This is a genomic window from Pseudomonas sp. PDM30 (assembly GCF_019218985.1).
GTDB lineage: Bacteria > Pseudomonadota > Gammaproteobacteria > Pseudomonadales > Pseudomonadaceae > Aquipseudomonas > Aquipseudomonas jessenii.
This window is the reverse complement of record NZ_JAHUWM010000002.1, coordinates 567,020-579,184: the sequence shown is the minus strand read 5'-3', so window position 1 is coordinate 579,184 and position 12,165 is coordinate 567,020. Positions and strand designations below refer to the sequence as shown.

The window sequence follows — 12,165 nt, the reverse complement described above, 5'->3', positions numbered from 1 at the left end:
CTGGCTCAACCCACTCACATCCCATGCCGTTTCATCAACTTGTCATAACTCCCGTCCGCCTTCATCGCCGCTATCTCGCGGTCGAAACCGGCGACGATCCGTGCATGCTCGGGATTCTTCAGGCTGACCATAATGTGCAGGCTGTTCTCGCTCAATGGCTTGGGCAGGAACTCCACGGCGTTTCGCACCTTGGGTGACTCACGGGCCAGGTAGTAGCGGGCGACGAATTCATCTTCCAGCGTCAGCTTGACCCGGTCGGCCGCGAGCATGCGCACCGCCATGGCGAAACTGTGCACAGGGACTTTCTGCAACGACTCGTCGTTGTCGAACGGGGGCGAATAGGCGTATCCACGCACCACGGCAATCGGATAGGTGTGCAATTGCTGCAGGTTATTGAATTCAATGGGCGCGTCCTTGCGCTTGAGAAAGCGCACTCGATTGAGCAGGTACTCGCCGGAGAACTGGCCAAGCCTGGTCCGCTCCTCCGAGTACCAGGCGTTGACCAGCACGTCGTATCGGCCCTCGCCCAATCCCATCAAGGCCCGTGCCCAGGGCACCTGCTCGAACTCACTGGCGTAGCCAGCCCTGGCGAGCGCGGTACTGACAATATCCGTCGCCAGACCGCCGTTGACGAGCGTGGAATCGGTAAAGGGAGGCCAGGCATCAGCGACCAGCCGCAGTTTTTCTGCCGCAGCTCCCTGACCCAGCAACAGCAATCCAATCAAGGCCAAAGCTCGATGCAATCGCGGCATGCCAGAAAATCCTTAGCGGGCGGCTTGCCCGACGTGTTTTCAGCCAAAACCCCAAGGCCCCTGTACCGGCAAGGCCCGGGTACTCAACATTCGCTCATCGAAGCCATAGCACAGCGCTTCGATCCAGATTACACAAAGAAGACATCCGCGCGAAAAATGAATGATGGCATTTTGGCCTTTGTCACAGATTCTTCCGCCATAAAGACTTCTGGCGTGAGTGCGCTTAGTATCGGAACGACGTTTTCAGGGAATCAAAACATGACAGTCGACTGGATCTGCAAACACCACAGCGACCTGGGCAAGGAGCAGCTGTACGCCATTTTGCAGCTGCGTGCAGAAGTGTTCGTCGTTGAACAGAAATGCGTTTACCAAGATATCGATGGCCAGGATCTGGAAGGTGACACCCTTCACGTGATGGCCTGGGACGGTAACCGGCTGGTGGCTTACCTGCGGCTGCTTGACCCGCAATCACAGGGCGGCGACGTGGTGATCGGACGGGTGATCATTGCACCCCAGGCACGCGGTGCCGGGCTGGGGCATGAGCTGATGGAACAGGCACTCAAACAGATCGAAAAATACTGGCCCGGTCTGCCGGTCTACCTCTCGGCCCAGGCGCATTTGCAGGGGTATTACGGGCGGTACGGGTTTGTCGTGGCGGGAGAGGAATATGTCGAGGATGGCATTCCACACATCGGGATGCGTCGCCCTTGAAGGCCTTATCGCGAGCAAGCTCGCTCCCACACTGGATTGGGTTCACAACTCAGATCAGATGTGGGAGCGAGCCTGCTCGCGATGGCGTCAGCTCAGGCGCCGCAAATCTCAGGGATACTCCAGCACCGCCTTGATCTGCCGCAGGTTACGCTCGATCCACCCGCGATCGATCGCACCCCACTCGCGAATCCGATAGCGCCCCGCATGGTTGCGCGCGCCCTCTTCCTGCTCGAACTCACACACAATATCCAGATCCGCCAAAGCCGCGATGGTGTCCTGTGCCGTGCGCCTGGGCATGCCGGTGACTTCGGTCAGCGCCGGGACGCTGCTGGCCAGCCCGCTGTCGATCAGGTACGCCACGTACAACCGGCGATAGAAGCTGCTCTTGGTCTTGCTCACGTCCATCCAATGCTCCTTAAAAGGTCGCAGCCTGCGGCAGCTCCTACAGATCCCGCCACGTCAGGTACACCCGCACATCAAATTCCACCTGGTGATAACCCGGCAGCATGTGTTCGCACAGTTTGTAGAATGCCTTGTTGTGGTCCGATTCCTTGAAGTGCGCCAGCTCATGCACCACGATCATTTTCAGGAACTCGCAAGGCGCTTCCTTGAACAGCGAAGCGATGCGGATTTCCTTCTTGGCCTTGAGCTTGCCACCCTGCACCCGTGAAATCGTGGTGTGCAGGCCAAGGGCACGGTGGGTCAGGTCCAGACGGTTGTCGAACAGCACCTTGTCGATGGCCGGAGCGTTACGCAAGTACTCCTGCTTGAGGTCCAGAGCATAGGTGTACAGCGCCTTGTCGCTCTGCACCCCGTGCTTTTGCGGGTAACGCTGGTTCAGGTAATCGCCCAGCCGACCGTCGGCGATCAGCTGACGTACCTGGTCCTGCAAGGTGGCGGGATAGGCCTGGAGATATTTCAACACGGTCATCGGGGCGGCAATACAGGTCACTAAAAGGTCGCCAGTGTAGCGAATTCAGCGGGGCAGCGCGCTCCAGTCAAACGGCTGGACAAAGACCCCGGTGTCTTCGGCCATCATCGGCCGGGCCACCAGAAAACCTTGCACATACTCACAGCTGTTGGCTTGCAGCCATTCATACTGAGCGACGGTTTCCACCCCTTCGGCAATCACCAATATTCCGAACTGCTTGCACAGGTCGATCACACTGCGCACCAGCGCCGCATCCCTTGCCGAATCCGGCAACCGGGCGATCAAATGGCGGTCGATCTTCAGAGTATCCAGCGCCAGGTCGCGCAAGTGCGTCAGGGAGCAGGGTCCGACCCCGAAGTCATCCAATGCCACGCGTACGCCCAGGTTGTGCAGCAGGCGCAATTGCTTGCGGGTTTCTTCAGGGTTGCGCATCAAGGCCTCTTCCGTGACCTCGACTTCCAGGTGACGCGGTTGCAGGCCATGGCGCTCCAGCACCTGGCGCAACTCGGTGACCAGGTTGGGCATGCCGAACTGCGTACTGCTCAAGCTGACGCCGAGCACCAGGTCCTCGGCAAACAGGGACTCCCAGGCTTTGCGTTGCCCGGCGCCGCGATGGTAAATCCAGCTGCCCAGGCGACTGATCAGCCGCGCCTCCTCCAGCAATGGCAAAAACAGCCCCGGGGGGACATCGCCAACGCTCGGATGCTGCCAGCGCAACAAGGCCTCGAAGCCACGAATCCGCCCGTCGGCAATCGCAACCTGAGGCTGATACACCAGATTGAAATCCCGCTTCTCGATGGCCGTGCGCACACTTTCTTCCAGCATCAGCCGCGTGCGCGCCCGGCCGTTCATTTCATGATCGTAGAAGCGATATTGCTGGCGGCCGGCACGCTTGGCTTCGTACATGGCAATGTCGGCCGCCCGCATCATCCCGTCGAGATTGGCGCCACAATCAGGGAACGTGGCAATGCCGATGCTGGCACCCAGAGCGATATCGAGGCCGTCGATCTGCTGACAGATCGACACTCGCTCGATGAGCTTCTCGGCAATCTTCGCCGCCTGCTCGGGGAACTCCAGATCCAGCAGCGCGGTGAACTCGTCGCCGCCCATCCGCGCCAGAATGTCGAAGGGCCGCAGGCAAGCCTTCAACTGTTCGGAGACCCAGCGCAGCACCCGATCGCCGGCATCGTGCCCGAGCGAATCATTAACTCGCTTGAAGCCGTCGAGGTCCAGATACATCAAAACCCAGGAGCTGTCGGAACGCTCACCGCGCAACAGCAGGTTCTCTACGGTCTGGTAGAAACCCCGGCGGTTGAGCAATCCGCTCAGCGGATCGGTGACCGCCTGAAACTCCAGTTGCTGATGCAGATGGCGCACCACCGACATGTCCAGCACGGTCACGACCATCGCATGTTGCTCGGCGGGCAATGGCGCGCAGGACAAGGCCACCGGCACTTGCTGCCCGAGTGCCGTACGTAGCAGGGCATCGTGCAGGCGCAAGGTTTCGCCTCGTTTGTATCCGGCCAGCAACTCGGAGTCGGCCCAGATCGGGATATGCGGTTTTTGCAGGTAGTCCAGAAACTCCTTGCCTTGCAGTTCCTGCACCGGGGCATTGAGCAACCGTGAAATCGCCGGATTGGCAAAACGAATCAGACCGTCCTCACCCAATACCAGAATGCCTTCGGCTGCGTTTTCCAGCACCGACGCATTAAAGGCACGAGCCGCTTCCAGATCATGACTCAGGCGCTGCAAGGCCCGGCGGTTACGCTGGTGCTCGAGCAACGCCTGGACCTTGGGCGTAAAGACCTGTGGGTCGAACGGCTTGAACAGATAATCCACCGCACCACTGGCATAGCCCTTGATCACGGCATCCTGGGACTGTTCGTTGGCGGTCAGGAAAATGATCGGCGTCAGACGGGTCCGCTGGCTACCGCGCATCAGGCGCGCCACTTCATAACCGTCCATGTCCGGCATCTGCACGTCCAGCAGCACCAGGTCGATATCGTGTTCAAGTAACAAGCCGAGGGCCTCGAAACCCGAGGTGGCAGTAATGACCCGCCAGCCCTGGCGCTGTAACAACGCGCGCATGCTGATCAGGTTTTCGGGGTAATCGTCGACGACTAAAAGGGTTGAGCTGCCTTCTACTGGCGTGGGTTGCGCGCATTCCATGCTGCTTCTCTAATTGCGGGGTGTCAGGCCGGTTTCTCGTGAAAACCGGACAAATACTGCGTCTTCACTCTAGACCCGGTTCTGCAAAAGCAGAAGGTGTCAGTAAGCCATCATTTAATCATAGTGTCTTTTTACCGACTAACGGTCGATGGTTCAGGCGATGGAAACCGGGAAAGATGTCGCTTCGACAGGATGTTGACGTCAGCCACCCGTCAGACGGGCATTAACAAAATCTCCCGCTACGCTTATAAAGGCCGCCCCCGAAGGTGCGGGCTAGAGCTTCTGGCACGTCCGTGCAGCATGAATCAAGTGGAAGAACCGACATGATCGATCTTGCAACCTGGAACCTCAGCGTCCCCGTTGGCAGCCCGCCGTACACCGTCGAAACCGCCAAGCTGGTGGACGGTTTCAAGGATCAATACTTCCATTCAGACACAGGCACATTGTTTTTCTGGACGCCCGTGACCGGCTCCCGTACCGAAAACGCAATTTATCCACGTACCGAATTGCGTGAAACCTACAGCAACGGTACGTTGAAAAACTGGTATTACCCGGAAGCCGACAATTTGTTGTATGCCACTCTGGCAGTGAACCAGGTGCCGAGTTCCGGGAAAGTCGTCATCGGCCAGATCCATGCCTATCAAAGCCAGAAACCTCTGGTGAAGGTTGAATACCAATACAAAACCAGCACAGGCACCGGCAATATCGTCGCCAAGGTCCGGATGCATCCCGATGACGATACAGGCCGGGTGATCATCGTTGCGACGGGGGTGAAACTCGACCAGGAGTTCAACTACCTCATTCACCTCAGCCCCGGTGGCGCCTTGGGCATCAGTGCGGCAGGTTATCAATGGGATACGCAAATCAGCACGACCTGGCGTGACAAACCGCTGTATTTCAAGGCCGGGGTCTATGTACAGGACAACACCGGGTACACCACTGAAGGCGGCAAAGTGACCTTCAGCAAGCTGGATATCGATCACAACAATTGATATCGAGGCACTGTTGATCTTGTGGGAGCGGGCTTGCTCGCGAAGGCGTAATGTCAGACGACATTAATGTTGAATGACCCACCGCTTTCGCGAGCAAGCCCGCTCCCACACTGACCGCGTCGATCCTGGATCATCGCCCACAAAAAACCCGCCTCTCGGCGGGTTTTTCATGAAGGCAGTTTAACGCTCAGGCTTAGTTGACCTTGGCGTTCAACTCACCTTTCAGGTAACGCTGATACATGCCTTCCAGCGAGATCGCCTTGATCTTCGAAGCGTTGCCGGCAGTACCGAAGGCTTCGTAGCGAGCGATACACACATCGCGCATGGCGGTGACGGTGGCGCCGAAGAATTTACGTGGGTCGAACTCGCTCGGGTTGGTGGCCATCAGGCGACGCATTGCGCCAGTGGACGCCAGGCGCAGGTCGGTGTCGATGTTGACCTTGCGCACGCCGTGCTTGATGCCTTCGACGATTTCTTCAACCGGAACGCCGTAGGTTTCCTTGATGTCGCCGCCGTACTGGTTGATGATCGCCAGCCACTCTTGCGGAACCGAAGACGAACCGTGCATCACCAGGTGAGTGTTCGGAATGCGCTTGTGGATTTCTTTGATACGGTCGATGGCCAGCACGTCGCCGGTAGGCGGCTTGGTGAACTTGTAGGCGCCGTGGCTGGTGCCGATGGCGATGGCCAGGGCATCCACCTGAGTGCGTTTTACGAAGTCAGCGGCTTCTTCCGGGTCGGTCAGCATCTGGCTGTGATCCAGAACGCCTTCGGCGCCGATGCCGTCTTCTTCACCGGCCATGCCGGTTTCCAGCGAACCCAGGCAGCCCAGCTCGCCTTCTACCGAAACGCCGCAGGCGTGAGCCATGGCTACGGTTTGTTGGGTCACACGGACGTTGTAGTCGTAGTCGGTCGGAGTCTTGCCGTCTTCACCCAGGGAACCGTCCATCATCACCGAGCTGAAACCCAGCTGGATGGAGCGCTGGCAGACGTCAGGGCTGGTGCCGTGGTCCTGGTGCATGCACACCGGGATGTGCGGGAATTCTTCGATGGCTGCCAGGATCAGGTGACGCAGGAACGGTGCGCCGGCGTATTTGCGAGCACCGGCCGAAGCCTGGACGATCACCGGGGAGTCAGTCTTGTCAGCGGCTTCCATGATGGCGCGCATCTGCTCAAGGTTGTTGACGTTGAAGGCTGGAACGCCGTAGCCGAACTCGGCTGCGTGGTCCAGCATCTGGCGCATGCTGATAAGTGCCATTGTGTATATCTCTCCCGGTTGAGGGTCGTTAATCGTGCCAGCCTGCCGTAGCGGCGGCGGCTATTCAAGTTATTGCAGATCGGGGGTTGGGCCCGGCTGCGAATTCAGGTGTTACCAAAATCTTAAATACGACACAAAAACCCTGTGGGAGCGAGCTTGCTCGCGATGGGGGCGGCACATTCAGCATTGATGTGACTGTGATACCGCTATCGCGAGCAAGCTCGCTCCCACAATTGGATCTCTGTATACCAAATCAATCGTATTATTCAGCCTTACAGCCACGCCCAATCAAATCATTGGTGGCGACCCAGTAAACCAGGCCTTCCTCACCTTTTATGTGAAACGCCAGCATGTCATTGCTGTACAGCGAACCCGATGCACCCGGCTCCTGTTTCAAGCGGTAGACCTGATCGGCACCGCCCAGACGCACGTCGACTTCCCTAAGGCTGTCGTCGGTGTAGCGCCACAGCACTTTGGCCTGGCTGTCGCAGGTCCAGGTGGTCCAGTTATCCACAGGCGCGGACGACTGGAACGGGTTCAACTGAGCACAACCAGCCAACAGCGCCAGCGCCGTAACGGCGATAAAACCTTTCATCCATGTCCCTCGACCGACGGCGCATGCCATCAGCCCTGAGTAAAGAGTCAGACCCGTCAAGGGCAGCCATGTTCCTTGGCGAGTGCCCGGGTCTCGTATTTGTCCAGGCCCTCGGGCCCGGAGCGCTTGTTGAGCACCGGGTTGGTTTCCGCCTGCCAGTCGGCCTGATAACAGCCGTTGCGCGACGCAGGCGCCTCGGGTTCCGGCGTGGCTTTCGGGCTGCTCCCGCAAGCCGCCAGTGAACCCGCGACGATCAACAGCGCTAACGTCTTGACCATGTCAACACTCCCTTGCCTGGTCAAACGGGCGACCCTCAGGCCTTGGCCCGGCTTTCCAGGACTTCCACGGCTGGCAGGACCTTGCCTTCGACGAATTCGAGGAACGCACCGCCACCGGTAGAAATGTAGGAGATCTGCTCTGCCACGCCATACTTGTCGATGGCCGCCAGGGTGTCGCCACCGCCGGCAATGGAGAACGCCGCGCTGTCCGCGATGGCCTGGGCCAGCACCTTGGTGCCATTGCCGAACTGATCGAATTCGAACACGCCGACCGGACCGTTCCACAGGATAGTCTTGGACGACTTCAGCAGCTCGGCGAAATTCGCCGCGGTCTGCGGACCGATGTCCAGGATCATGTCGTCGGCAGCGACGTCAGCGATCAGCTTGACGGTCGCAGCGGCGCTTTCCGCGAATTCCTTGGCAACCACTACGTCCACTGGCAGCGGTACGCTGACCTTGGCGGCGATGGCGCGAGCGGTGTCCAGCAGGTCCGGCTCGTACAGGGATTTACCGACCGGGTGACCGGCAGCGGCCAGGAAGGTGTTGGCGATGCCGCCACCGACGATCAACTGGTTGCAGATCTGGCTCAGGCTATTCAGCACGTCGAGTTTGGTCGACACCTTGGAGCCGGCAACGATAGCCGCCATCGGCTGGGCCGGGGCACCCAGGGCTTTGCCCAGTGCGTCCAGTTCAGCGGCCAGCAGCGGGCCGGCAGCAGCGACTTTGGCGAACTTGGCCACGCCGTGGGTCGAACCCTCGGCACGGTGAGCGGTGCCGAAGGCGTCCATCACGAACACGTCGCACAGGGCGGCGTATTGCTGGGCCAGTTCGTCAGCGTTCTTTTTCTCGCCTTTGTTGAAGCGCACGTTTTCGAACAGCACGATGTCGCCCGCTTTCACGTCAACACCGCCCAGATAATCGGCCACCAGCGGCACTTCACGACCCAGAGCACGGCTCAGGTAGTCGGCGACTGGCTTGAGGCTGTTCTCGGCCGAGAACTCGCCTTCGGTCGGACGGCCAAGGTGCGAGCAGACCATCACGGCCGCGCCTTTTTCCAGGGCCAGCTTGATGGTCGGCAGCGAGGCCAGGATACGCGCATCGCTGGTGACAACACCGTCCTTGACTGGAACGTTGAGGTCTTCGCGGATCAATACGCGCTTACCTTGCAGATCGAGGTCGGACATCTTCAACACGGTCATGGGTCGCACTTCCTACGGTTTTTTTGAAGTTGCTGTTTGCAGATAGTGTTCTGCAACGTCCAGCATTCGGTTGGCAAAACCCCATTCATTGTCGAACCAGGCCAGGATGTTCACCAGCCGAGGGCCGGAAACGCGGGTCTGACTGGCATCGACGATCGCCGAATGTGGGTCATGGTTGAAATCACAGCTTGCGTGGGGTAGCTCGGTGTAGGCCAGCAGGCCTTTGAGCGGGCCGCTGGTGGCGGCTTCGCGCAGGATCCGGTTTACCTCGGTGGCGTCGGTCGCGGTGGCGGTCTGCATCGTGATATCGAGGCAGGACACGTTGACCGTCGGCACCCGCACGGCTTTGGCCTGAATTCGTCCGGCAAGTTCCGGCAGCAGGCGTTCGATACCTCGCGCCAGACCGGTGGACACCGGAATCACCGACTGGAACGCCGAACGGGTACGGCGCAGGTCTTCGTGGTGATAGGCATCGATGACCGGCTGATCGTTCATCGCCGAGTGAATGGTGGTGATCGACACGTAGTCCAGACCAATGGCCTGATTCAGCAGGCGCAACAGCGGCACGCCGCAGTTGGTGGTGCAGGACGCGTTGGACACCAGCAATTCGTCGCCGGTCAGGCAGTCCTGGTTCACGCCGTAGACGATGGTCGCGTCAACGTCCGTCTCGCTGGCCATCGGCTGGGAAAACAACACACGCGGGGCGCCGGCGTCGAGGAAACGCTGGCCGTCTTCGCGAGTGTGATAAGCGCCGGAGCACTCCAGCACCAGATCGACGCCCAGGGACGCCCAATCGATGCCTTCGGGGGTGGCACTGCGCAGGACCTTCACGCAGTCGCCATTAATATGCAGACAATCGCCCTCGACCTTCACTTCGCCGGGGAACCGGCCATGGGTGGAGTCAAAGCGTGTCAGGTATTCGATACTGGCCATGTCCGCCAGATCGTTGATCGCGACAATCTCGAACCCGGCCTTTTCGCCTCGCTCGAACAACGCACGCAAGACGCAACGACCAATCCGGCCGTAGCCGTTGAGTGCAACTTTGTAGGGACGCGGTTGAGGCATGGGGTTCTCGATAGACGCAGGCAAACGAATTCTCGTTAACAACACAACCCCCCTGTAGGAGCGAGCTTGCTCGCGATGGTGGCCCAGACAACGCGGGCATTCAGGCATCCAGCGTTATCGTTAACGACCATCGCGAGCGAGCTCGCTCCTACAGGGGGTTCGCGGTGGTCAGAAACCACCGCGTCGTGCTTAGTCTTCCAGCAGCTCTTCAGCCTGACCCAGGATGTTTTCCAGGGTGAAGCCGAACTCTTCGAACAAGGCCGGCGCAGGCGCCGACTCGCCGTAGGTGGTCATGCCGATCACGCGGCCTTCCAGGCCCACGTACTTGTACCAGTAGTCCGCGTGGGAAGCTTCGATGGCGATACGGGCGCTGACCTGCAACGGCAGGACCGATTGCTTGTAGCCGGCGTCCTGCGCATCGAACACGCTGGTGCACGGCATGGAAACCACACGCACCTTGCGGCCCTGCTCGGTCAGTTTGTCGAAGGCCTGAACGGCCAGGCCGACTTCCGAGCCGGTGGCGATCAGGATCAGCTCAGGCTCGCCTGCGCAGTCCTTCAACACGTAACCGCCACGCGCGATCTCTTCGATCTGAATCGCATTGCGGGTTTGGTGCTGCAGGTTCTGACGCGAGAAGATCAGGGCCGAAGGACCGTCCTTGCGCTCCAATGCGCACTTCCAGCTCACCGCCGATTCAACGGCGTCGGCTGGGCGCCAGGTATCGAGGTTCGGCGTGCAGCGCAGGCTGGCCAGTTGCTCGATTGGCTGGTGAGTCGGGCCGTCTTCGCCCAGACCGATGGAGTCGTGGGTGTAGACGTGGATCACCCGCTGTTTCATCAGGGCCGACATGCGCACCGCGTTACGCGCGTATTCCATGAACATCAGGAAGGTCGCGCCGTAAGGCACCAGGCCGCCGTGCAGGGCAACGCCGTTCATGATCGCCGTCATGCCGAATTCACGCACGCCGTAGTACATGTAGTTGCCGCTGGCATCTTCGGCGGTAACACCTTTGCAACCTTTCCACAGGGTCAGGTTGGAACCGGCCAGGTCAGCCGAACCGCCGAGGAACTCAGGCAGCAACGGGCCGAACGCATTCAGGGCGTTCTGGCTGGCTTTACGGCTGGCGATGGTTTCGCCCTTGGCCGCCACTTCGGCGATATAGGCCGAGGCTTTTTCGCTGAAGTCAGCTGGCAGGTCACCGCTCAGACGACGCACCAGTTCGTTGGCTTCAGTCGGGAACGCGGCGGAGTAAGCAGAGAAACGCTGGTCCCACTCGGCTTCAACAGCGCGACCGGCTTCCTTGGCGTCCCACTCGGCATAGATATCGGCCGGGATTTCGAACGGGCCGTGATTCCATTTCAGCGCCGCACGGGTCAGGGCGATTTCCGCGTCACCCAGCGGGGCGCCGTGGCAATCTTCCTTGCCTTGCTTGTTCGGAGAACCGAAACCGATGGTGGTCTTGCAGCAGATCAGGGTTGGCTGCTCGCTTTTACGTGCAGTGTCGATCGCCGTCTTGATCTCTTCCGGGTCGTGACCGTCGACATTGCGGATCACTTGCCAGTTGTAGGACTCAAAACGCTTCGGGGTGTCGTCGGTGAACCAGCCTTCGACTTCGCCATCGATGGAGATGCCGTTGTCATCGTAGAAGGCGATCAGCTTGCCCAGGCCCAGGGTACCGGCCAGGGAAGCGACTTCGTGGGAAATGCCTTCCATCATGCAGCCATCACCCAGGAACACATAGGTGTGGTGATCGACGATGTTGTGGCCAGGACGGTTGAACTGCGCCGCCATGACTTTTTCAGCCAGGGCAAAACCCACGGCGTTGGCCAGGCCCTGGCCCAGTGGACCGGTGGTGGTTTCTACGCCCGGGGTGTAGCCGAGTTCCGGGTGGCCCGGGGTGCGGCTGTGCAGTTGACGGAACTGCTTGAGGTCATCGATCGACAGGTCGTAGCCGGTCAGGTGCAACAGTGAGTAGATCAGCATCGAGCCGTGGCCGTTGGACAGCACGAAGCGGTCACGGTCGGCAAACGATGGATTGCTCGGGTTGTGCTTGAGGTAGTCGCGCCAAAGCACTTCGGCGATATCTGCCATACCCATAGGGGCACCGGGATGGCCGCTGTTGGCTTTTTGCACGGCATCCATGCTGAGGGCACGAATGGCGTTGGCACGCTCACGACGGCTAGGCATCGCTGTTCTCCTGGGGGCTTGATTAAAA

At 59.7% G+C, this 12,165-nt stretch carries 12 protein-coding genes; 2 read left to right on the top strand and 10 right to left on the bottom strand.

From position 1 onward, the window contains the following. Nucleotides 1-14: 14 nt before the first annotated feature. Nucleotides 15-752: an ABC transporter substrate-binding protein gene (locus KW840_RS06675; protein WP_218494722.1), complete on the bottom strand. Its 738-nt coding sequence runs from the start codon at nt 750-752 to the stop codon at nt 15-17. Between the two features lie 258 nt (nt 753-1,010). Between KW840_RS06675 and KW840_RS06670 the strand changes: the two genes are divergently transcribed. Continuing rightward, on the top strand, nt 1,011-1,463 hold the full coding sequence (locus tag KW840_RS06670; RefSeq protein ID WP_057712970.1) for a GNAT family N-acetyltransferase: 453 nt from the start codon (nt 1,011-1,013) through the stop codon (nt 1,461-1,463). 108 nt (nt 1,464-1,571) lie between these two features. On the opposite strand, the gene KW840_RS06665 is transcribed toward KW840_RS06670, so the two are convergent. Genes KW840_RS06665 through KW840_RS06655 form a run of 3 tightly spaced genes read right to left on the bottom strand, consistent with a single transcriptional unit; the run spans nt 1,572 to nt 4,563 of the window. After that, nucleotides 1,572-1,868, bottom strand: a complete 297-nt coding sequence (locus tag KW840_RS06665; RefSeq protein ID WP_007894945.1) for a helix-turn-helix domain-containing protein — start codon at nt 1,866-1,868, stop codon at nt 1,572-1,574. Between the two features lie 37 nt (nt 1,869-1,905). After that, nucleotides 1,906-2,394, bottom strand: coding sequence for a YgjP-like metallopeptidase domain-containing protein (locus KW840_RS06660; protein ID WP_057712969.1), 489 nt, complete (start codon nt 2,392-2,394; stop codon nt 1,906-1,908). 45 nt (nt 2,395-2,439) lie between these two features. Then, nucleotides 2,440-4,563: a bifunctional diguanylate cyclase/phosphodiesterase gene (locus KW840_RS06655; protein WP_218494721.1), complete on the bottom strand. Its 2,124-nt coding sequence runs from the start codon at nt 4,561-4,563 to the stop codon at nt 2,440-2,442. A gap of 323 nt (nt 4,564-4,886) precedes the next feature. Between KW840_RS06655 and KW840_RS06650 the strand changes: the two genes are divergently transcribed. After that, on the top strand, nt 4,887-5,555 hold the full coding sequence (locus KW840_RS06650) for a polysaccharide lyase family 7 protein (protein ID WP_057712967.1): 669 nt from the start codon (nt 4,887-4,889) through the stop codon (nt 5,553-5,555). A gap of 193 nt (nt 5,556-5,748) precedes the next feature. Here the strand turns inward: KW840_RS06650 and fba are convergent, their stop codons facing one another. From fba to tkt, 6 genes are all read right to left on the bottom strand, one after another. Then, a complete protein-coding gene (fba, locus tag KW840_RS06645; protein WP_007981624.1) occupies nt 5,749-6,813 on the bottom strand; it encodes a class II fructose-bisphosphate aldolase in 1,065 nt (354 codons plus the stop codon). Nucleotides 6,814-7,075: 262 nt separating this feature from the next. Then, entirely contained in the window at nt 7,076-7,408 is a 333-nt protein-coding gene (locus KW840_RS06640; protein WP_090451874.1) for an MliC family protein, read from the bottom strand. Between the two features lie 56 nt (nt 7,409-7,464). Beyond that, nucleotides 7,465-7,686, bottom strand: a complete 222-nt coding sequence (locus KW840_RS06635; RefSeq protein WP_218494720.1) for a hypothetical protein — start codon at nt 7,684-7,686, stop codon at nt 7,465-7,467. A 35-nt stretch (nt 7,687-7,721) separates the two neighbouring features. Further along, a complete protein-coding gene (locus KW840_RS06630) occupies nt 7,722-8,885 on the bottom strand; it encodes a phosphoglycerate kinase (protein ID WP_057712964.1) in 1,164 nt (387 codons plus the stop codon). Between the two features lie 12 nt (nt 8,886-8,897). Further along, complete coding sequence (gene epd / locus KW840_RS06625) at nt 8,898-9,950, bottom strand: erythrose-4-phosphate dehydrogenase (RefSeq protein WP_057716543.1); 1,053 nt, start codon at nt 9,948-9,950, stop codon at nt 8,898-8,900. Between the two features lie 189 nt (nt 9,951-10,139). Continuing rightward, nucleotides 10,140-12,137, bottom strand: coding sequence for a transketolase (gene tkt, locus KW840_RS06620; protein WP_057712963.1), 1,998 nt, complete (start codon nt 12,135-12,137; stop codon nt 10,140-10,142). Nucleotides 12,138-12,165 lie beyond the last annotated feature (28 nt).

Coding starts and splice junctions, on each gene's coding strand:
- KW840_RS06665 (WP_007894945.1), bottom strand. CDS start 1,868: ATGGACGTGAGCAAGACCAAGAGCAGCTTCTATCGCCGGTTGTACGTG.
- KW840_RS06640 (WP_090451874.1), bottom strand. CDS start 7,408: ATGAAAGGTTTTATCGCCGTTACGGCGCTGGCGCTGTTGGCTGGTTGT.
- KW840_RS06675 (WP_218494722.1), bottom strand. CDS start 752: ATGCCGCGATTGCATCGAGCTTTGGCCTTGATTGGATTGCTGTTGCTG.
- KW840_RS06650 (WP_057712967.1), top strand. CDS start 4,887: ATGATCGATCTTGCAACCTGGAACCTCAGCGTCCCCGTTGGCAGCCCG.
- KW840_RS06635 (WP_218494720.1), bottom strand. CDS start 7,686: ATGGTCAAGACGTTAGCGCTGTTGATCGTCGCGGGTTCACTGGCGGCT.
- KW840_RS06655 (WP_218494721.1), bottom strand. CDS start 4,563: ATGGAATGCGCGCAACCCACGCCAGTAGAAGGCAGCTCAACCCTTTTA.
- KW840_RS06670 (WP_057712970.1), top strand. CDS start 1,011: ATGACAGTCGACTGGATCTGCAAACACCACAGCGACCTGGGCAAGGAG.
- KW840_RS06630 (WP_057712964.1), bottom strand. CDS start 8,885: ATGACCGTGTTGAAGATGTCCGACCTCGATCTGCAAGGTAAGCGCGTA.
- tkt (WP_057712963.1), bottom strand. CDS start 12,137: ATGCCTAGCCGTCGTGAGCGTGCCAACGCCATTCGTGCCCTCAGCATG.
- fba (WP_007981624.1), bottom strand. CDS start 6,813: ATGGCACTTATCAGCATGCGCCAGATGCTGGACCACGCAGCCGAGTTC.
- KW840_RS06660 (WP_057712969.1), bottom strand. CDS start 2,394: ATGACCGTGTTGAAATATCTCCAGGCCTATCCCGCCACCTTGCAGGAC.
- epd (WP_057716543.1), bottom strand. CDS start 9,950: ATGCCTCAACCGCGTCCCTACAAAGTTGCACTCAACGGCTACGGCCGG.